The sequence below is a fragment of the Micromonospora sp. L32 genome, assembly GCF_052068055.1.
Taxonomy (GTDB): Bacteria; Actinomycetota; Actinomycetes; order Mycobacteriales; family Micromonosporaceae; genus Micromonospora; species Micromonospora purpureochromogenes.
Genome location: NZ_JBQHDD010000018.1, coordinates 31,541 through 50,588 on the forward strand (window position 1 = coordinate 31,541; position 19,048 = coordinate 50,588).

Below are 19,048 nucleotides of genomic sequence, written 5' to 3' on the forward strand. Positions count from 1 at the left end.
GGCTCCCGTGCCTCCGGTCAGCCGGCGTCCGTGGTCGTGCGCGGGGCCTTCGGGCAGCCGTGTTCGCGCTCCCAGGACGTCACCGCGGCGACCGGCGACCGGTTGCCGTCGCGGCGCCACGAATCCAGGTACTTCGCCGGCCACACCACGCCCCGGCGGATCCACCAGTCGTCGTGGCCGGTGCACTTCGGCGACAGGCCGAAGTGCAGGTGGCAGACGTTGTTGGCGTTGCCCGTCCGGCCCACCTTGCCGAGCTGCTGCCCCGCGCGGACCCGTACGCCGGCGTCCACACCGGCGCTGATCGCGCTCAGGTGCGAGCCGTAGTACCGCACCCCGTCGTCACCGAGCAACGACACCGAGAGCCCGCCGTTGTACGGCCCCAACGGCCCCCGTCGGTCGAACCGGTCCACCCGGCTCACCTCCAGGATCGTCCCGTCGGTCACCGCCACCACCGGCTCACCACAGTCGGCGAAGATGTCCGTGCCCGGATACGCCGAGTGCGTCGGGTGGTATGCGACCTTGCCGGCGCGTACCGGGAAGACCCGACGCAGCGGTGCGCGGCTCGGCGACGCTGACGGCGCGGCCGGGCTCGCGGAGGGCGCGGCCGCCGGCGGCGCCGGCTGGTCCGCGGTGGCCGTCGCGGACGGAGCGTCCCAGACCGTGCTCGGCCCGGCGGCCGGCCGATCGCCGGGCGCACAGCCGGCGAGCAACGCCGGTGCCAGCAACAGCAGGACCGGATACGCCGGACGCGCGCGGCGGCCGGTCGATCGCGACGACATCCGGACATCCTGGCAGACGGATACGGTGGGAGGGTCCCCCGGAGCGCCGGGGGGTGCGTGGACGGGAGCGGTGACGGCGATGGATGGTCAGCCCACGTACCCGGCCGGGCCGGCCGCCGGGCAGTTCATGGCGCGTACCCCCTCGGGTCTGTTTCCGTCGGGGCCGCCGCGCCGGCCGACGTGGCGCGAGCCGCACCCGGTGACCGGCAGCGGGGTGGCCGCCGGCGCGGCGCTCGCCGCCGCGTGGCTGGTGCTCTTCGGCCTCCTCGGCCGCGGCGTCCCCGGGTACGCGTGGTGGACCGTGATCGCCGGCGTGGTGGCCTGGCTGGCCGCCCTCGGCCTCGTCCGGTACGGCGACCGGGGCGTGGCGACCGGGGTGGCGATCGTCACTGCGGGTGGTTGGAGCATCGCGTTCGCGATCGTGGTCGTGCGCTGGGCGACGAGCGCTGACTGGCCGATGTGGTGACGCTGCGTCATCGCCCGGCTTCGTTTCGAACGCCATCTTGACGTACTCGCTGTGACTGGGGAACCTTTCCGGTATGGCCTGGACCACCCCGCGGCTCGACCCCGAGCGCAGCCGTCGCCGCCTGCAGATTCTCGCCGAGTTGGCGGGGGCCCGCGCGGTACGACAGCGGGACAAGCCGCAGCGGGAGCGCACCGAGCGGCTGCGACAGCTGATCGCCACCCGGCGTCGCGTCGCCGGCTGAGGCGACTTTCTCAGGATTGACCGGCCCTTCGGGGCGTTGACCGGTCGCCTGCCGACCCGACCGGTTAACGTGCATCGCGTAACGAGTCGGCGTGCTGTGCCGAGGCCATTGGGGGGACCGTGTCGTACTTCGCTGCCGCCGTGGTGCGCGACGAGGGCGAGTGGAGCGCCGCCGAGGTGAACCTACGGGGCGCCTCCGACATCGACGAGGTCGCCGACCGGCTGCGCGACGTCGAGCCCGACGCCGACCTGTCGCTGCTCTTCGTCGAGGCGGACGACGCCTACCTGGTGATCCTGCGCCTGGACGAGGGGGAGGACCTCCGGATCTTCGGCTCCGACTCCGCGTACGCCGAGGAGTCCCGGCTGGGCGCGCTGCTCGTCGGTGACCTGAAGACCTCGGTCACCGGGCTGGAGGAGAGCGAGGAGCCCCGGCCGTCCGCCGCCGGGGCCGAGGAGAGCGAGCAGCCGGCGGTCGACCCCGAGGCGGACCCGGTCGGCGACGCGGACATCCTCGCCGACCTGGGCATCTCCGCCCAGAAGCTGCTCCGGCTCTGCGCCCACGAGGGGATGCTCCCGGCCGACGTCACGGCCGAGCTGTGCCAGGTGCTCGGATGCGCCGACGAGGTCGAGGAACTGCGTGAGGTCTGACCCGCCGTCCGGCGACGGAGCCGCCCTGTCGGGCGGCGGTTCGCCGCTGGCCGGCGCCGCCGAGCCGGTCGACTCGACCGACCCGGCGCTGGAGACCGTACGCCCGGGGCAGCCGACCCCGGGCGCCGTCGGCCGCGTCGGGCCCGGCGCGGACGAGGGGCTGGCCGACCCGGACGGGGCGGGCCGCCGGCAGCGGCACGAACTGTGGATGCGCCGCGCGCTGGAGATCGCCGTCACCGGCCCGGACGCACCCGCCCCGGGCGCCGACGGCGCGGACGCCGCCGACGACATCCCGGTCGGCGCCGTGCTCTACGGCCCGGACGGGACCGAGCTGTCGATCGGGCGCAACGAGCGCGAGCTGACCGGTGACCCGACCGCGCACGCCGAGGTGCTGGCGCTGCGCCGGGCCGCCGAGCGGCTGGGCCGCTGGCGGCTCGACGGCTGCACGCTGGTGGTCACCCTGGAACCCTGCACGATGTGTGCGGGCGCGCTGGTCCTGGCCCGGGTGTCCACCGTGGTCTTCGGTGCCTGGGAGCCCAAGACCGGGGCGGCCGGCTCGCTCTGGGACGTGCTGCGCGACCGCCGGCTCAACCACCGGCCGGAGGTCTACGGCGGCGTCCTGGAGTCCGAGAGCGCCGCCCTGCTGCGCGCCTTCTTCCGCTGACCGCCCGCCGCCCGGTCAGGCCGGGGTCGGGGTGGGGCGGAGCAGGTTCGCGGCCACCGCGCGGCCGGTCTCGGTCCACGGGGTGGGTCGCAGGGTCGCCGGGTCGAGCCGGACGATCGCCCGCCGGCCCTCGGCGTGCACGATGCTGCCGTCGAGCGAGCGGAACTGGTAGGCGTACTCGGCGCTGCTGGTGCCGAAGTGTTCGAGCCAGAAGTGCACCGCCACCGGCCCGGTGGCCGCGATCGGGGCGCGGTAGGTGATGGTGAACTCGCGTACCGCGTGGAAGGTGTCCGGCGCGCTGCGCTGCCCGCCCTGGTAGGAGACGCCCCGCTCGGCCCAGTAGGCGGTCAGGGCCCGCTCCAGCAGCACCACGTACCGGGAGTTGTGCAGGATCCCGAAGGCGTCGAGGTCGTCGAAGTACACGCTGACGTGCTCGACGTGGCCGTACTCGACGGCGGAGGGGGCGGCGAGGGCGTGGCTCATCAGAGGCCTTCCGGTAGCAGGGTCGGATCGGGGCACAAGGCCCGCAGGCGGTGCAGCAGGCCCTGGCGGGCGTGCCGGTAGGCGGTGTCGGGGTCCAGCAGCCGGGAGCGCAGTGCGGCGGCGATTCCCAGCGCGTCGATCTCGTACGCCAACTGCCGGACGTCGGTGTCGGCGGGGAGTTCGCCGGCGGCGACCGCCTCCCCGACGAGATGTTCGAGGAACGCGGTCCAGCGGCCGAACACCTCGGCGAGCCGGTCCCGGACCGGGCCGGGTCGGGCGTTGTACTCGAAGTCGGTGCTGGCGAAGAAGCAGCCGCCGGGGAGCACCCGGGCGGCGTAGAAGTCGATCCGGGCCTGGTGCAGCGCCCAGAGCCGCCGGACGCCCCGGGGGGCGCGCAGCGCCGGGTCGATGATCCGCTCCTGCCACTGCTCCACCGCCCGGTCGACGGTGGCGAGCTGGAGCGCCTCCTTGGAGTGCCAGTGCGCGAACAGGCCGGACTTGCTCACCCCGAGCGTGTCGGCGAGCTGCGCGAGCGAGAGCCCGTGCAGTCCGACCTCGGTGGCCAGCACCACCGCGGCGTCCAGCGCGGCGGCCCGGGTCCGGTCGCCGCGGGCGACGCGTCCGTCGACTGTCATGGGGAGAGGTTAACCAAAAAGCACGACCGGTCGTATTGTTTAAGTCGGTGACGGTGCTCACTCCGGACACGGCGGCGCCCCGCCATCCGATGCGGATGACGGGGCGCCGAGATAAGGAGGGGAACTCAGGCGATGGCGGTGTCCAGGGCGATCTCGACCATCTGGCTGAAGGTCTGCTCGCGCTCCTCGGCGGTGGTCTTCTCGCCGGTCTTGATGTGGTCGCTGACGGTCAGGATGGTCAGCGCCCGCGCCTTGAACCGGGCGGCGATCGTGTAGAGCGCCGCCGACTCCATCTCCACCGCCAGCACGCCGTAGTCGGCCAGTGTGTCGTAGAGGTCCGGCCGGTCGGTGTAGAAGGCGTCCGCCGCCAGGATCGGCCCGACCCGCATGCTGATGCCGCGCCGCTCGGCCACCTCGACCGAGGTACGCAGCAGCCCGAAGTCGGCGACCGGGGCGTAGTCGATCAGCCCGTCGAACCGCATCCGGTTCATGTTCGAGTCGGTGGAGGACCCGATCGCCGCGACCACGTCGCGCAGCTGGAGGTCCTCGGTCAGGGCGCCGCAGGAGCCGACCCGGATCAGGGTCTTCACGCCGTACTCGTTGACCAGCTCGTGGGCGTAGATGGAGGCGGACGGCATGCCCATGCCGGAGCCCTGGACGGAGACCGGCACGCCGTTCCAGCGACCGGTGAAGCCCAGCATGCCCCGGACCGTCGAGTAGCACGTGGCGTCCTCGAGGTAGGTCTCCGCGATCCACTTGGCCCGCAGCGGGTCGCCCGGCATCAGGACCCGCTCGGCGATCTCTCCCGGCTTCGCGCCGATGTGCGTACTCATGGCAAAGATCCTGCCAGGCCGGAGGCGGGCATACCGGTTCGGCATCCAGACCGGCGGTCCTGTACCCTCGTCGGCGGTGGCGTGTCCGAGTGGCCTAAGGAGCACGCCTCGAAAGCGTGTGAGGGGGCAACCCCTCCGCGGGTTCAAATCCCGCCGCCACCGCTCGTGAACAGCGAGAACGCCCGGTCGATCCGCGAGGATCGGCCGGGCGTTCCGCTTGTGGTCTCAGTTTTGGTCTCGGTTCGTGCTCAAGAGCCCGTCTCGGGTCCGCTGCCGGGCTGTCCCAGAGCAGCCCGCCGACGCGCTGGGCGATGTCCCGACGGACCTGGGCGGGGCGGTGGCGCGCCCCTGGTCCTGCTCGTCGTGCTCCATGCCGCAGGAGGTGGAGCGTCGGCCTTTACGCGGTGTTCACCAGCTGATTCCGGCCGCCACCGGCAGGTGGTCGCTGCCGGTGGCCGGCAGCACCCACGAGCTCTCCGGCTTCACGCCGCGGACCAGGATCTGGTCGATCCGCACCACCGGGAACTTTGCCGGCCAGCTGAAGCCGAAGCCGTCCCCGGCCGCGTCCTGGGCCGAGCGCAGCTGCGAGGTGATGTCGGCGAAGGCGCGGTCGTCCATGGCGCCGTTCAGGTCGCCGAGCAGCACCACCCGCTCGTTCTGCTCGGCGGCGATGGCCCTGCCGAGCGCCTGCGCGTTTCTGTCCCGATGGGCCGTCCAGAAGCCCGCCCTGGGATTCACCCGTACGGACCCCAGATGGGCCACGTACACCGCCAGCGGCCCCTGGTCCGTGGCCACCGTGGTGCGCAGCGCCCGGTTGTAGGCCATCTTGACGTCGACCGGCTTGCTGGCCGCCAGCGGCCCGGCGTCCATCTGGATGTCGACCGGCTGGGTGTCCGACAGCGGCAGCTTGCTCCACAGCCCGACCGTGCCCTGCACCGTGTGGTACGGGTACGCCTTCGCCAGCTCCATCTCGTACGTGCCCGTGGCCTGCGGGGTCAGCTCCACCAGGGCCAGCACGTCCGCCCCGGAGGCGGCCAGGTCGCGGGCAGTGCCGGCCGGGTCGGGATTGCCGGCGCCGACGTTGTGCTCGGCCACGGTGAGGTCGCCGCCCGGATGGGACTTGTCGCCGAGCAGCCCGCCGAAGAGGTTCAGCCACACCATGACCGGCAGCAGCAGCGCGGCCACCGCGGAGGCGGAGCGGCGCCACAGCGCCCCGATCAGCAGTACGGGGATGAACAGCCCGAACCACGGCAGGAAGGTCTCCACCAGGCTGCCGAGGTTCCCGATCCGGTTCGGGATCTTCGCGTGCAGCAGCATGAACAGGCCCAGCAGCAGCGCCAGCGCCGCGAGCAGCCGGCCGTGCTTCCAGGGGCCCGGCCGGGAGGCGGCGCGTATCGCCCGGCGGATGCGCGCGCGCCAGGTCCCGGCGCCGGCATCCCGGCGGCCGGCGCTGCCCGGCCCGGTCTCCGCCGTGTCCAGCTGCGTCATGTCGGTCCTCGCTCACTGCCGGTCACTGCCGCATCCTCGGGTCCCAGGTGGGGTCGGCGTACATACTCGGGCAGCAGCCGTCGTCGATCGCTTCGGGGCGCAGTTCGTAGTGCCAGGCCTCGTTGCGGTAGATCTGGCACAGCCCGTACTCGGCGCCGTGCTTGGCCGGCCACGCCGTCGATCGCAGCGTGGCTCGCCGCCGGCCTACACGTAGCCCATACCCGAGGTGGGCTGGCCATCCGCACCCCCGACCCAGAGTACCGAGAGATCAGGCACGTACCTCGTGACTACTGGGACGGCGACCGGTTCACCAAGCCGTACGAGGTGGTCACCGGCCCGGACCGGTCATGGCTCAACCGCAAGCTTGACGCTCTGAGGAAACCGCGGGGCCGATGAAGGAGAAGGGTGGAGCGGACGAGGCAGCCAGCGTCACGCGCTGGTTCAGCCCTCGCGATCCCGAGGCGGCACCGGACGAGAACGCCCGGTCGGTCCGCGAGGATCGGCCGGGCGTTCCGCTTTCGGCTCTCAGAGCCTCCGGCCCTGCGCGTCGTCGGCGACGATGCCGTCCAGGCGTACCCCGGGAGCCAGTTGCCGCGGGTCGAACCAGAAGATCACCACCTCCGGGTCCGCACTCCACTTCGCCAGCCGGGCGTCGATCTGACGGCCGTCGGCGGTGCCGATGATGCGCTTCGCAGGACCGACGAAGTATCCGAAGGTGGGCACCGGGTTGCGGTCCGGTCCGGGTCCCGACTGGTCGTAGCCGATCTGGTGGAATCCGGGGCGGCGGTCGTTGCCCTCGACGTCGTTGACCAGGAAGTCCGAGGTCAGCCTGCCGTCGGCGGCGCGGCGGCCGGCGACCAGTCCGATCGTCACCCCGGGTACGTCGGGTAGGTCGACGGCGATGAAGTAGAAGACCCGCTCGTCGGCGCCGTACCGCACCCCGCTGTCCACCACGCGACCGACCGGGACCGGTGGCGGCTCTTCCGGGCTCGGTGTGGGGTCCGCCGAGCGGTGGACGGCAGGTGCGGTGACGGCCGGCGCATCCGGCCGCTCGGGCTCCGGCGGGCCGGTCTGCTGCACAGCGGCCGTGACGCCGGCGACCACCGCCAGCACAACCGCCGCCGCGCCGGGGCCGGCGAGCCGCCGGCGGCGACGCAGGCGGCGACCCTCGCGCATGATCGTGGTCAGGTCGAGGGCGTCCCGCCCGGTCCGTTCGGTCGCCCGCATGGCCTGCCGGAGCTGCTCCGTCTCGTTCATCGGCGCGCCCCGTGGGTCGCCGGCGTTTCGGCGCCGGCCTTGCGCAGCTTCTCCAGGGCGCGGGAACTGGTGCTCTTGACCGTCCCGACCGACACGTCGAGTTCGTGGGCCACCTGCAGCTCCGGCAGATCGAAGTAGTAACGCAGGACGACGATGGCGCGCTCGCGCGGGCTGAGCGTGCCGAGGATGGCGAGCAGCCAGCGTCGGGTGGCGACCTCGTCCGCGACGTCGCCCCGACGTTGCTCCGGAACGTCCTCGCTGGGGTACTCGCGGATCGGGCGCCGCCAGCTGTCGACGAGATGGTTGACCATCACGGTCCGGGCGTATCCGTAGGCGTCGCTGTCGCGGACCCGGGACCATGACGCGTAGGTGCGGACCAGCGCGGTCTGCGCCGCGTCCTCGGCCTGGTGGTGGTCGCCGGTGATCAGGAAGGCGGCGTGCACCAGTCGACCGGACGCCGCCCGGGCGAACTCGACGAACTCCGCGTCACCCCGGGCCATGCCCGCCCTGCCCGCATCGCCCGCCCTTCGCGCATCCCACGACGGACAGGACGGGTGGGGCGGGTGAAAGGTTGAGTCCGCGCGAGATCAACTTTCTGGCCGGGTCACCCGTCCTCCTCGCTGCGCACGACCGGCCGGCGCTGCGCAGCGAGGGGAGACGCATGACAACGAAGACTACGGGTCGGACCCGCGCCACCGGCGCGGCACTGTCGCTGGCAGCCCTGCTGCTCAGCGCGGCGACCGGCTGCGCGCGACCGGCCGCTGGTCAGCCACCCGCCCCGGCCGCCGGGGCGGACACCACCACCCCCGCGCCGCCACCGGTGGCCGCCCGGCCACGAGCCGCCGCCATCAGCTATCCGGCTGACGGCGGCAACCGGTGGCGCCGCGCCGCTGCGGAAACACCGGCCCCCGGCGGGACCGGGCGGCTGCTGCGCTACCGGGTGGCGGTGGAGCGCGACATCCAGGGCCTGCCGGTGACCGAGTTCGCGGCGGAGGTCAGCAGGACGTTGAACGACCCGCAGGGGTGGACCGCGGGCGGGACGCTGCGGCTGCGCCGGGTCGGCTGGGGTCAGCCGGCCGACTTCACCATCTACCTCGCCACCCCAGGTACCCGCGACGAGCTGTGCCAGGACCTGTACGACGGCTACACCTCCTGCCGCAACGGAGACCGGGTGGTGCTCAACGTGGCCCGCTGGGTGAAGGGGGTGCCGCACTATGGCGCGAGCCTCGCCACCTACCGGCGATACATGATCAACCACGAGGTCGGGCACCGGCTCGGCATGGGTCACGAGCGGTGCCCGGGTCGGGGCCGACCGGCACCGGTGATGCAGCAGCAGTCGCTGGGCCTGCACGGCTGCACCGCGAACGCCCTGCCCTACCTCGACGGTGAGCGCTACACCGGACCGTCGGGCGCCTACGACGACCCCGTACCGCCCCGCGACCGAGGCCGGCTCGGCTGACACGATCCGCGCCGAGCGCCGGTCGGTGAGGCCGTCAACTGACCGGACGCGCGCGAGGGCGGGCGGCGACCCGGTGTCGGCCGGGATGCGGACCGCGGCCGCCGGTGATCACGTACGGGGAAGGCCCGGGCCCGAATGGACCCGAGCCTTCCCCGGCAAGACGTCAGGACTGCGGCAGGATGCCGATGTCCACCTGGGTCTCGGCGCCGTCGCGCACCTCGACCAGGGCGCTGAGCCCGTACGGGTAGTAGCCGCCGACGTAGCTGACGATGTCCGAGTCGGTGGCGTCGTCGCCCAGGTCGGGCGTGGTGAACTCGGTGGTGCTGCCGTCCCGCAGGTTGACCCTGACGGTGTACCGGCCCGGCATCAGCCGTCCGCCCCAGTAGGTCCCGCTGACCGTATTGGTGTAGATGCCCGTCCAGTCCCACGGCAGCGAGCCCGTCTCCGGCACCACGGTCATTCCGGCGATCTTGTCGAAGGCCATCGGCTCCCCGGCGTCGCGCTGGCCGTCCCGGTCGAGGTCGAGCCAGATGTGGCCGGCGACAGCGCCCTCGGCGATGTAGGTGACGGTGTCCGAGGCGGTGTTGTTCTCCGTCGACGACTCCGGCGTGCCGGCGGACGCGGTCGCGGTGAAGGTCAGCGGGCCGGCCGGCGTGCCGGGCTGCGCCCGCAGCTTCACCCGCATGTTGAGCCCGTCGGTGCCGATGTCCCAGTGCTCACGGGTGCACTCGACGAACCGGTCGGTCGTCTCCTCCAGTCGGCAGGCCCAGGAGGGGTCGCCGGCGTCAACGGAGAGGAACTCGACGGTCGGCGGGAGCGGGAGCCGGACCACGACTTCCTCCGCCGGGCTGCCACCCTCGGTGAACACGAACGCCGACACCTCGAACTCCTGGTTCGCCCGCAGCTCGTCCGTGCCGACCACGTTCAGCCCGTAGACGTTCAGATCGCCCGGAAGCGGGACGGCGTACGTGAACGTGGTCGTGCCGCTGTTGTTGGCCAGCGACTGCTCCGTCGCCGGAGTCGACACCGAGCCGGTCACCGTCCGGGTGTCGCCCGCCGTCCCGGCCGGGAAGTACGGGTAGAGGTTGAACTGGGCCGTCTCGCCCGGTCGGATCTCCTGGTCGTTCTCGCAGACCCAGACGGAGGTGGAGAAATCGCACTTCCACGACGGGTCGCTCTGGGTCCAGGAGCCAGCGACGGCGTCCGGTGGCATCTGGAAGGTGAAGCGGGCACCGGGGGCGGTGGAGGTGCCCTCGTTGACCGCCCAGGCCCCCACGGAACCGCGCGAGCCATTGCCGCCCAGGGTGGAGATCTCGCCGCCGTTCCACTGAACGAAGGAGAAGGCGAGGTCCGGCTTCGCCACGTACTCGATCGTGGCTGTGTTGGTGTTGTTGGTGGTGGACGACTCGTGGCTCGCGGTGGCGGCGGTGGCGGAGGCCGTCACCTTCCGACCGTCCGTGCCGGCGGGCAGGGTCGCCCAGACATCGAACTCGGTGGCGGCGCCCGCGGCGAGGTCGCCCCACTTGCACTTGGCGGCGGCAGCGTCGCAGCTCCAGCCGTTGAGTCCTTCGCCCCAGCCGAGGGTGGCGCCGGCCGGCAGTTGCAGTTTCACGGTGACGGCGTCGGCCTCGGTGCCCCCCGCGTTGCGTACCGAGACGTTGAGGCGGACGGGGCCGCCGTCCGGGCCGACCTCGCCGGGGTCGGTGAGCAGGCCGAGGACGACGTCGGCCGGGCTGGGCGCGGCTACCGCCGCGCCCGGGAGGGCGGTGAGCATCGACGCGACGACGGCGGTCGCGAGGGACCCGGTCCGCAGCGCTCGGCGGATCGTCGGGCGGAACACGTGGTTGACCATGGGTTCCTTGTCTGGTCGGGAACGGGGACGAGGGCCGGGACACGCGCTGGAGACGGTCACCTGGCCTGGCCGGGATCTTGGCCCGGTCGATATGTCAGGCGTCCCTCCGGCCGAAAGGGTTACATCCGCCGCGCCTCCCGCGCCTTCGCGTCGCTGTCGCCGCGCATCGACCGATCGGCGTACGGTGCCAGCCGGCCGGTGGTCGACCTGCCCGTTCGCCCAGTTATCGCCGATCGTCCGTCCCTCTACGGTGTCGGGGCAGTTCACGACGATCGGGGGTTTTGGTGGGTCGAAGAACTACGAGTGCATCGCTGGTGGCCGTGCTGGCCGGTCTGGCGGTGGGTGCCCCCGCGCAGGCGTCGGACGACGTGCGGGTCATCACGCGGGAAGGCGTTGTACTGCAACATCACCGGGTGGCGAAGGCGACCACACCGGTGCGGGGGACCGGAGGAACGCGTTCCGACTTTGATGGCGACGGCGTCGACGACATCGCCGCCACCGCTGATCCTCTCAACGAAAATCTGCCCTCGGGCGCGACCGGTCTGGTCGTCGTGCGCTACTCGTCCGCGCCGCAGGTCGACTACCTCATCGGTGGCGCGACGCCAGAGGGTGGTAGCAACGCCTTCGGGCTGGCGCTCGCCGCCGGGGACTTCAACGGCGATCGGTACGACGACCTGGCCATCGGCAACATGGACGAGTTCGACCCGGGAAACAAGTCCCACGCCGGCGGGGTCTGGGTCATCCCGGGTAGCAGTGCCGGCCTGGTGGTCGATGCGGCGAAGCACTTCAACCAGAGCTCACCGGGTGTCCCGGGCGCGGCGGAGAACCAGGACTGGTTCGGTGCGACGCTGGCGGCCGGCGACATCAACGGGGACGGCCGCGAGGACCTCGCCATCGGCGCGTACGGGGAGGGGATCGGGGCCAAGACGGGCGCCGGCGCGGTCACCGTCCTCTTCGGTGGGGCGACCGGCCTGACGGCCACCGGTGCCCAGTACCTCCAGCAGGACCAGGCCGGGGTGCCGGGTGCGGCCGAGCGCGACGATTACTTCGGTTTCTCGCTGGCGATCGGGAAGGTCAACAACAACCGCTACAACGATTTGGTGATCGGCGCGCTTCGCGAGAACGAAGGCACGTTCTGGGGTGGCAGCGGCATGGTCACCCTGATGTGGGGTTCGCCGAGTGGCGTGTCGTCCACCGGCGCCACCTCGTCCACCGGAGCGGCGGTGCACGCCGCGACCGGCCATCCCGACACCATCGCCTGGAACCTGGGCGCGACGCTCGCCATCGGCGACGTGAACGGCGACGGGCTGGGCGAGGTCGTCGCCGGCGCGCCCGGCGCCCAGACGCCGGACATCTACGGCGGCCTGATCGCGGTCTTCACGGGGCGGACCGCCGGCCTGTCCGGCGGTGCGGTCCGGATCGTCACGCAGCGCACCCCCGGGGTTCCGGGGGAGCCCGAGGGCTACGACCGCTTCGGCGCGTCGCTGGCGACCGGTGACGTGACCGGTGACGGCCGGGCGGACGTGCTGGTCGGCTCGCCGACCGAGGAGGTGGGCCCGACGGACGAGGGTGGGGTGGTGACCCTGCTCAGGGGTTCCGCCGCGGGGATCACCGGCAGCGGTGCTCAGGCCTTCGACCAGAACCACCCGAACATCCCGGGCACGGTCGAGCGTGGTGACAAGTTCGGCGCGTCGGTCGCGGTGTTGAACCTCAATGGCACCGGTCCGCTGGACGCCGTCGTGGCGTCGACCGGGGAGGAGGTGGCCGGCGACACCGTCGGGTACGCGTCCGGTTCGATGGTGCCGTTCCACGGTTCCACCGGCGGGCTCGTACCGCAGTTCGTCTCGTGGAGCGGCGCGAGCCTGCGTACCGACCGGATCTGGCCCATGCATTACGGCGTCCGGGTCGCCGGGCCGCAGGGCGGCGGCGGTAGGTACTGACCGGCTGCGCCATCGACGGAAGCGCCCGGTCGGTCCGCGAGGATCGGCCGGGCGTTCCGCTTCCCGGGGGGCGGACCCAGCACGCCTGCTCCGACACACCCACGGCGCGCCGATTTCCCGCGCCCCGGCCGGGTCGTACGGACGCATCGACCGTTCGGCCGACGGTGCCACCCGGTCGCCGGCCGACCTGCCCGTTCGCCCAGTTATCGCCGTTCGTCGCTGCCTCTAGCGTGTCGGGGCAATCCACGAAGATCGGGGGATTCTGTGGGCCGAAGAACTATGAGCGTGTCGCTGGTGGCGGTGCTGGCCGGACTCGCGGTCGGTGCCCCCGCGCAGGCGGCGGACGACGTCCAGACCCTCACCCGGGACGGCATCGTCCTCCAGCACCACCGGGTGGCGAAGGCGACCACGCCAGTGCGGGGGACCGGAGGCACCCGTTCCGACTTCGACGGCGACGGCGTCGACGACGTGGCCGTGACCGGTGATCCCTTCAACACCAACCTGCCCTACAACTCCGCGACCGGCGTGGTCGTGGTGCGCTACTCGTCCGCCCCACAGGTGGACTACTTCCTCGGGGTGCTGTCCTCCGGCGGTGGCTGCGCCTGCTTCGGCATGGCGCTGGCGGCGGGCGACTTCAACGGAGACCGGTACGACGACCTGGCGATCGGCGACTCCGACGAGGTCGATGCGGGCAACAAGAGCCACGCCGGCGGGGTGTGGGTCGTCCCCGGCAGCAGCAGCGGCCTGGTCTTCAGCTCGACGAAGCACTTCAACCAGAGTTCGGCGGGCGTTCCCGGCGCGGCGGAGAGCCAGGACCGGTTCGGCGCGGCGCTGGCGGCCGGCGACATCAACGGCGACGGCCGCGAGGACCTCGCCGTCGGCGCGTGGGGGGAGGCGATCGGGACCAAGACGGAAGCCGGATCGGTCACCGTCCTCTACGGCGGGTCGACTGGTCTCACCGCCACCGGTGCGCAGTTCCTCCAGCAGGACCAGGCCGGCGTGCCGGGTGCCGCCGAGCGAAACGACAAGTTCGGTTTCTCGCTGGCGATCGGGAAGGTCAACAACAACCGCTACAACGACCTGGTGATCGGCGCGCCCTTCGAGAACGACGGGGCGTCCTGGAACGGCACCGGCATGGTGACCCTGATGTGGGGTTCGCCGACCGGCGTGTCGTCCGCCGGCGCCACCGCGGTCACCGGCGCGGGAATCCTCGGCTCGATCGGCCAGGCCGGCACCTACGCCTGGTACCTGGGGGAGACGCTCGCCATCGGTGACGTGAACGGGGACGGGCTGGGCGAGGTCGTCGCCGGTGCGCCCAGACCCCGCACATCTACGGCGGTCTGGTCGCCGTGTTCACGGGGCGGACCGCCGGACTGTCCGGCAGTGCGGTCCGCGTCGTCACGCAGCGCACCGCCGGGGTGCCGGGCGAGCCGGAGGACAACGACCGCTTCGGTGCCTCGGTGGCGACCGGTGACGTGACCGGTGACGGCCGGGCGGACGTGCTGGTCGGCTCGCCCGGGGAGGAGGTCGGCCCGACGGACGAGGGCGGGGTGGTGACCCTGCTCAAGGGCTCCGCCGCGGGGATCACCGGCAGCGGCGCCCAGGCCTTCGACCAGAACCACCCCAACATCCCGGGCACGGTCGAGCGCGGTGACAAGTTCGGCGCGTCGGTCGCGGTGTTGAACCTCAACGGCACCGGCCCGCTGGACGCCGTCGTCACGTCGATTGGGGAGGAGGTGACCGGCGACACCCCCGGTTACCCGTCAGGTTCGATGGTCCCGTTCCACGGTTCCACCGGTGGGCTCGTACCGCAGTTCGTCTCGTGGAGCGGCGCGAGCCTGCGTACCGATCGGGTCTGGCCTCAGCGGTACGGCATCCGGGTCGTCGGACCGCAGAGCGGCGGCCCGCTCTCCTGACGCTCCCTTTCTGCACGACAACGCCCGGCAGCTCCCCGCGAGCGGCCGGGCGTTTCGTGACCCGGCCCCAGGAGATCAGCTGATCCGGCCGGCCGGTCCGCCTACCTTCGGCTCGGTGGCGTGCCGGGGGGCCTCGCCGAGCCGTGCTTACCCCTAAGCTTGCTCCGCACGTAACCGTGGATCTTGGTCGCAAGGGGGTGGGACGTGCGGGTCAAGCAGCTGGCACGCCTCATGGTCGTGGCGCTCGGCGCGACGCTCGGCGTCGCATCGCCGCTGAGCTCCGGCGTGGCGCACGCCGACAGTACGGTCGGGCTCGGCATCACGACGTACTCGCAGATGGTCGTCGACTCGACGCGCGGGCATCTTTTCTTCAGCCCCGGGCGGACAGGGTCGGGCGTGCGGGTGACGGACCTGGCGGGCGGTTCGCAGACGACGATCCCGAACCTGCCGGACGCCTCCGGCATGGCGCTGAGCCCGGACGGGGCGACGCTGCACGTGGCGCTCATCGGGGCGGGCGCCATCGCCGCGATCGACACCAGGACGCTGACCGAGACACGCCGCTACAGCATCGGCGCCGGCACGTGTCCCACCTGGCTGGCTCCCGCCGGCGGGAAGCTCTACTTCGGGTACGGCTGTACGTACGGCAAGGGCCTGCTGGGCTCGCTCGACCTGCGCGGAGAGGCACCGGTCGTGGCCCTCGGCCTGCCGCTCAACGGCACGTTCGTCCGGCCCCCGTTGCTGCGGAGCAGCCCGGCCGACCCGGATCTGCTGTTCGTGGCGGACCAGTCCTCCGTCACCACCCCCTCCTCGGGCAGAGCGACCGTGTACGACGTCTCGTCCGGTACTCCTGCGCTGGTCGCGTCCATGCCGTCGGACACCTGCACCGGCCTGCACGACGCCGCGCTCACACCCGACGCGAGCAGGGTGATCCTGGGCTGTTCATTTCTGAACGGCGACCAGACGGCGGCCGCCACCCAGCACGTGGGTTTCTCGACGACGGACCTGTCGGCGGCGGGCGGTTACCCGTCCGGCACCTGGCCGACGGCCGTGACGACGTCCCCGAACGGTTCGTTCGTGATCGTCGCCAACACCAACAGGTCGGCGGAGACGTCCTCGACGATCCGGGTCGAGCGGCTTGACGGAAGCCTGGTGCGCAGCTACAAGCTGCCGGCGGACACCCACGTCGAGCGGCAGGGCCTCGCGGTCAGCGCCGACAACCGCACGCTCTACGCCGTCACCACCGACCACACCGGGACCAACCCCACCCTGCGGCTGCTGACCGACTTCACGAAGGCCGAGTCCTCGCTCACCCTGTCGGCGCCGTCCAGTACGTACCGGACGAAGATCACGGTCACCGGCACGCTGGCGTTCACCGGTGCCGCCGTGTCGTCGCCGTGGACGCTCCAGGTGGCGAAGCGGGACCGCTTCGGCACCCACGTCCTGCCCAACGTCACGACCACCGCGAACGGGACGTTCTCCTTCACCGACACGCCGCGCTTCGGTGGGGCCAACACCTACACCGTCACCTTCCCTGGCGACGCCGGGCACCTGGCGTCCAGCCGGTCCGTCACCGTGCAGGTGTCCCTGTTCACCACCGCGACGACGCGGTAGCCCGCGGCCGGGTTCGCGCCGCGACGGTGACCGCCCAGGCGGCGACCACCGGCAGGTCCTGCCGCCACTGCTCGTGAGATGCGGAAACGCCCGGTCGATCCATGAGGATCGGCCGGGCGTTCTCCGTGTGTGCGGCCTGGTCGGTGGGCCGACCCCGCAGGGCCGGCCCACCGATGCTCACGTGGTCGGGGCGCTGGCGTCCCGGTGAGTGAGCCGGTATGCCGCGTCCTTTCCGTCCGTCTCCAACAGCACCGTGACGGGGCCGTCCGGCAGGCTACAGGTCCGGGTGCCTTCGGCTTCGAGACCGCTCTGGCGGCCGCACCGCCAGCGGCCTCCGCTGTCGAAGACCGACACATCGGCGACTCCGGTGCCGGCGGTGCGCTTCCAGGTGAAGCTCTCCATCGCGGCGTGCTGGTCGGCCGGGATGGAGAAGCAGGCCACGAAGCGGTCCGCCCCGGTGGTCACCGCGGTCTCCACGTTCCTGGGGAGCACCGGGCAGGCGGGCGGTCCGTCGACCCGGGAGAAGGCCATCGCGTACGTGGCGGTGGGCCTGTTGATGACGCCGTTGATCAGGGCGAAGAAGGGTGCCTGCCCGATCAGTTCGCAGCTGTACGCGTTTGGCGAGCCGCACACTTCGGCGCCGGTTGCGTCCACCACCCGGGTCTCCGTCCGCCTGTCTGCGAACCCTTCGACCGGCTCCGAAAGCACGACCTGGGAGCCGGCCGGACTGGTCAGCTGGAGGCAGTTGATCTGCCCGGCGACCTGGAAGGCACCCCGGTGCGGCGCGTCCCGCCAGCCGGTGTCCGACACCGTGGCACAGCCCGACGGCGCCCACGGCACGACCGCGGCGGCGTGCTCGACATCGTTCTCGACCAAGCGCTGCGGCTCGAACACCAGTGTGTACCGGCCGGCGGTGGGAAAGTCGCAGCGGCCGGGGTGGCAGATCGTCCGCCCATCGCGGTCGTACACCAAGCTCAACACGGCGTCGTTGGTCGCGCTGACGGCGCGGAGTCGGTACCCGCCGGCCTCCGCGATCTCCACCGCGCGGCAGCGGATCCCGGTCAGTGCCGGCGCGGCGTCGTAGCTGCCGGGTACGAGGGTGGGGCAGCCGGCGGCGTCGGTGAGCCGCCGGATCTGCACCTGGTACGTCAGATCAAGGCTGTTGGAGACCCACCGCGACGGAAACCAGATCATCCGGTAGGTGCCGTCGGCCGGGAGCACGCAACCGCCGTCGCTGGGGGACCAGTCGTTGGGGGACAAGTTGGTGCAGATCCGGGTGCCGCTCTGGTCGACCAGCCATTCGATTGTCTCGACCGGCCCGGTGTACGCGACCACCCGGTCGCCGGCCCTGCCCTGAAACGGATGACAGGTGGTCTGCACCGGTGAGGTCAGCCGCACCTGCAGGGTGGGCTGGTCCCAGGAGATGCCGGTGCTGGCCCCGCACCCGTCGACGCTGTGCAGCGGGGTCACCGCCACCTGGTAGTCGCGCGCCCTGGTGTCGTTGCCGCTCCACGGCAGCAGCGTGTACCGCCCCGCCGTGGGCAGGTTGCAGTACTCGACGGAGGACTGGTCGCAGATGTACCGCCCGACGTTGTCGTACAGTCTCCACTCCATCGCGGACGGGTCGATGCGGACCGTGACCTGAGCGGTGGTGGTGGTGGAGAACGAGTGGCAGGCCCGCTCGTTCGGCTCCAGCCGGCCCCGGCCGACGGCCGCGCCGGGGTCACCGAACGGGGCCAGCGGCAGCGTCGGGCAGCCGACCGCCTGGGAGATGCGCGGCAGCCTGAGGTTGTACGCCGTCGCCTTGCCATCGATGTGCTCGACGAAGACCCGGTACGGCCCGGCCGTGCTCAGCGTGCAATCGGCGAAGCTGACGTGGGACTGGCAGAGCTGCTGGTGGCGCGCGTCCGTGATTTCCGCCCGCAGGCCGGTGAGATCACGCAGGTGCGGCTCGGCAATGAAAAACTTGCTGCCGATGGGCTGGTCAAACGTGAAGCACCGAGCGGCCGACCCGGCCGAGAGAGTGCCGCTGACCCCTGCCGACGCCCACGAGAAGGCGTCCGCCGGCAGTTGCTCGCAGGTTGACGGCGTCCGCCTCGACTCGACAGAAAGGGTGTAGCCCCCCTTCCCGCTGCCGTTCGTGGTGCTGACCGTGAGCGTGTAGGGGCCGGCGGGGCCGAGTCGACACTCGTCGAGGTATTCGTGGTAGGCGTTGATCTCGCAGGCTTTCCAGCCGTCCTGGTGGTTCACCCGGATGGTGAGGCTGACCCCGGACATCTCCACAACCTGGAGGTACAGCACGTCCGAGTCGGCGGTCGTGGTGAGCGTCCAGGTGTCCTGGGCCTGGCCAATGATCAGCCCGCAGTTGTTGACGGTGCCGAAGGTCAGCTTGCCGCCGCAGAACGAGCGGGGTTTCCGGGGGGCGGGGGTGATGGTGGCTGACCGGGTACGGGTCTGCTCCGTGGTCAGCCCGGCCGCCGTCTCTGCCGACGACGCCGTGGGCGTGGGGGACGCGGCGCGGGCCGGGGCGGTCGGCGACGACGCCCGGGGGGTCGCGGTGGCGGTCGGCGACGACACCGGGGAGACGGCGCCGGTGGACGCGGTGACGGTGGACGAACGGGCGGTGGCCGCGGTCGGCGTCGTCCCGCTGACACCTGCGGCCGACGGTCCTACCAGGATCGCCGGAACGGTCAGCACGGCCGCGGCGACCAGCGCGATCCGGGGGACTCCCCTGCGCGGCCGGTTCTCGGGGCAGGCGGACAGGGTTGTTCTCACAT

At 72.0% G+C, this 19,048-nt stretch carries 18 protein-coding genes and 1 tRNA gene; 10 read left to right on the top strand and 9 right to left on the bottom strand.

Going from position 1 to position 19,048, the window contains the following annotated elements; genetic code table 11:
- Positions 1-17: 17 nt before the first annotated feature.
- Positions 18-779, bottom strand: a complete 762-nt coding sequence (locus tag ACTMTB_RS30075; protein WP_441149517.1) for a M23 family metallopeptidase — start codon at positions 777-779, stop codon at positions 18-20.
- 79 nt (positions 780-858) lie between these two features.
- On the opposite strand from ACTMTB_RS30075, the gene ACTMTB_RS30080 reads away from it, so the two are divergent.
- The 4 genes from ACTMTB_RS30080 (at position 859) to ACTMTB_RS30095 (ending at position 2,797) form a co-directional block, all read left to right on the top strand.
- A complete protein-coding gene (locus tag ACTMTB_RS30080; protein WP_247658499.1) occupies positions 859-1,245 on the top strand; it encodes a hypothetical protein in 387 nt (128 codons plus the stop codon).
- A gap of 73 nt (positions 1,246-1,318) precedes the next feature.
- The gene (locus ACTMTB_RS30085) at positions 1,319-1,486 is read left to right on the top strand and encodes a hypothetical protein (RefSeq protein WP_170285394.1); all 168 of its coding nucleotides are present in this window, start codon (positions 1,319-1,321) and stop codon (positions 1,484-1,486) included.
- Between the two features lie 119 nt (positions 1,487-1,605).
- Complete coding sequence (locus tag ACTMTB_RS30090) at positions 1,606-2,133, top strand: tRNA adenosine deaminase-associated protein (RefSeq protein ID WP_441149518.1); 528 nt, start codon at positions 1,606-1,608, stop codon at positions 2,131-2,133.
- Positions 2,134-2,341: 208 nt separating this feature from the next.
- Entirely contained in the window at positions 2,342-2,797 is a 456-nt protein-coding gene (locus ACTMTB_RS30095) for a nucleoside deaminase (RefSeq protein ID WP_441149538.1), read from the top strand.
- Positions 2,798-2,812: 15 nt separating this feature from the next.
- Here the strand turns inward: ACTMTB_RS30095 and ACTMTB_RS30100 are convergent, their stop codons facing one another.
- From ACTMTB_RS30100 to deoD, 3 genes are all read right to left on the bottom strand, one after another.
- Entirely contained in the window at positions 2,813-3,280 is a 468-nt protein-coding gene (locus tag ACTMTB_RS30100) for an acyl-CoA thioesterase (protein WP_441149519.1), read from the bottom strand.
- Entirely contained in the window at positions 3,280-3,915 is a 636-nt protein-coding gene (locus tag ACTMTB_RS30105; RefSeq protein WP_441149520.1) for a TetR/AcrR family transcriptional regulator, read from the bottom strand. The genes ACTMTB_RS30100 and ACTMTB_RS30105 overlap by 1 nt, the downstream gene beginning before the upstream one ends.
- A gap of 125 nt (positions 3,916-4,040) precedes the next feature.
- The gene (gene deoD / locus ACTMTB_RS30110) at positions 4,041-4,748 is read right to left on the bottom strand and encodes a purine-nucleoside phosphorylase (protein ID WP_088959848.1); all 708 of its coding nucleotides are present in this window, start codon (positions 4,746-4,748) and stop codon (positions 4,041-4,043) included.
- 75 nt (positions 4,749-4,823) lie between these two features.
- On the opposite strand from deoD, the gene ACTMTB_RS30115 reads away from it, so the two are divergent.
- Positions 4,824-4,910: transfer RNA gene (locus tag ACTMTB_RS30115), tRNA-Ser, on the top strand.
- Positions 4,911-5,156: 246 nt separating this feature from the next.
- Here the strand turns inward: ACTMTB_RS30115 and ACTMTB_RS30120 are convergent.
- From ACTMTB_RS30120 to ACTMTB_RS30130, 3 genes are all read right to left on the bottom strand, one after another.
- Positions 5,157-6,236, bottom strand: coding sequence for an endonuclease/exonuclease/phosphatase family protein (locus ACTMTB_RS30120; RefSeq protein ID WP_441149521.1), 1,080 nt, complete (start codon positions 6,234-6,236; stop codon positions 5,157-5,159).
- A 525-nt stretch (positions 6,237-6,761) separates the two neighbouring features.
- Positions 6,762-7,493, bottom strand: coding sequence for a hypothetical protein (locus tag ACTMTB_RS30125; RefSeq protein ID WP_441149522.1), 732 nt, complete (start codon positions 7,491-7,493; stop codon positions 6,762-6,764).
- Positions 7,490-7,993: a SigE family RNA polymerase sigma factor gene (locus tag ACTMTB_RS30130; RefSeq protein ID WP_441149523.1), complete on the bottom strand. Its 504-nt coding sequence runs from the start codon at positions 7,991-7,993 to the stop codon at positions 7,490-7,492. The genes ACTMTB_RS30125 and ACTMTB_RS30130 overlap by 4 nt, the downstream gene beginning before the upstream one ends.
- Positions 7,994-8,154: 161 nt before the next feature.
- Between ACTMTB_RS30130 and ACTMTB_RS30135 the strand changes: the two genes are divergently transcribed.
- The gene (locus ACTMTB_RS30135; protein WP_441149524.1) at positions 8,155-8,952 is read left to right on the top strand and encodes a DUF3152 domain-containing protein; all 798 of its coding nucleotides are present in this window, start codon (positions 8,155-8,157) and stop codon (positions 8,950-8,952) included.
- A 163-nt stretch (positions 8,953-9,115) separates the two neighbouring features.
- Here the strand turns inward: ACTMTB_RS30135 and ACTMTB_RS30140 are convergent, their stop codons facing one another.
- Positions 9,116-10,804, bottom strand: a complete 1,689-nt coding sequence (locus ACTMTB_RS30140) for a hypothetical protein (RefSeq protein WP_441149525.1) — start codon at positions 10,802-10,804, stop codon at positions 9,116-9,118.
- A gap of 413 nt (positions 10,805-11,217) precedes the next feature.
- Here ACTMTB_RS30140 and ACTMTB_RS30145 point away from each other — a divergent pair, with 413 nt between their 5' ends.
- The 4 genes from ACTMTB_RS30145 (at position 11,218) to ACTMTB_RS30160 (ending at position 16,271) form a co-directional block, all read left to right on the top strand.
- The gene (locus ACTMTB_RS30145) at positions 11,218-12,744 is read left to right on the top strand and encodes a hypothetical protein (protein WP_441149526.1); all 1,527 of its coding nucleotides are present in this window, start codon (positions 11,218-11,220) and stop codon (positions 12,742-12,744) included.
- A gap of 279 nt (positions 12,745-13,023) precedes the next feature.
- A complete protein-coding gene (locus ACTMTB_RS30150) occupies positions 13,024-14,223 on the top strand; it encodes a hypothetical protein (protein ID WP_441149527.1) in 1,200 nt (399 codons plus the stop codon).
- Entirely contained in the window at positions 14,205-14,660 is a 456-nt protein-coding gene (locus tag ACTMTB_RS30155; RefSeq protein WP_441149528.1) for a hypothetical protein, read from the top strand. The genes ACTMTB_RS30150 and ACTMTB_RS30155 overlap by 19 nt, the downstream gene beginning before the upstream one ends.
- 204 nt (positions 14,661-14,864) lie before the next feature.
- A complete protein-coding gene (locus tag ACTMTB_RS30160) occupies positions 14,865-16,271 on the top strand; it encodes a hypothetical protein (protein WP_441149529.1) in 1,407 nt (468 codons plus the stop codon).
- 177 nt (positions 16,272-16,448) lie between these two features.
- On the opposite strand, the gene ACTMTB_RS30165 is transcribed toward ACTMTB_RS30160, so the two are convergent.
- Positions 16,449-19,046, bottom strand: a complete 2,598-nt coding sequence (locus tag ACTMTB_RS30165; RefSeq protein WP_441149530.1) for a hypothetical protein — start codon at positions 19,044-19,046, stop codon at positions 16,449-16,451.
- Positions 19,047-19,048 lie beyond the last annotated feature (2 nt).

Coding starts and splice junctions, on each gene's coding strand:
- ACTMTB_RS30075 (WP_441149517.1), bottom strand. CDS start 779: ATGTCGTCGCGATCGACCGGCCGCCGCGCGCGTCCGGCGTATCCGGTC.
- ACTMTB_RS30080 (WP_247658499.1), top strand. CDS start 859: ATGGATGGTCAGCCCACGTACCCGGCCGGGCCGGCCGCCGGGCAGTTC.
- ACTMTB_RS30085 (WP_170285394.1), top strand. CDS start 1,319: ATGGCCTGGACCACCCCGCGGCTCGACCCCGAGCGCAGCCGTCGCCGC.
- ACTMTB_RS30095 (WP_441149538.1), top strand. CDS start 2,342: ATGCGCCGCGCGCTGGAGATCGCCGTCACCGGCCCGGACGCACCCGCC.
- ACTMTB_RS30100 (WP_441149519.1), bottom strand. CDS start 3,280: ATGAGCCACGCCCTCGCCGCCCCCTCCGCCGTCGAGTACGGCCACGTC.
- ACTMTB_RS30105 (WP_441149520.1), bottom strand. CDS start 3,915: ATGACAGTCGACGGACGCGTCGCCCGCGGCGACCGGACCCGGGCCGCC.
- deoD (WP_088959848.1), bottom strand. CDS start 4,748: ATGAGTACGCACATCGGCGCGAAGCCGGGAGAGATCGCCGAGCGGGTC.
- ACTMTB_RS30120 (WP_441149521.1), bottom strand. CDS start 6,236: ATGACGCAGCTGGACACGGCGGAGACCGGGCCGGGCAGCGCCGGCCGC.
- ACTMTB_RS30125 (WP_441149522.1), bottom strand. CDS start 7,493: ATGAACGAGACGGAGCAGCTCCGGCAGGCCATGCGGGCGACCGAACGG.
- ACTMTB_RS30130 (WP_441149523.1), bottom strand. CDS start 7,993: ATGGCCCGGGGTGACGCGGAGTTCGTCGAGTTCGCCCGGGCGGCGTCC.
- ACTMTB_RS30135 (WP_441149524.1), top strand. CDS start 8,155: ATGACAACGAAGACTACGGGTCGGACCCGCGCCACCGGCGCGGCACTG.
- ACTMTB_RS30140 (WP_441149525.1), bottom strand. CDS start 10,804: ATGGTCAACCACGTGTTCCGCCCGACGATCCGCCGAGCGCTGCGGACC.
- ACTMTB_RS30150 (WP_441149527.1), top strand. CDS start 13,024: ATGAGCGTGTCGCTGGTGGCGGTGCTGGCCGGACTCGCGGTCGGTGCC.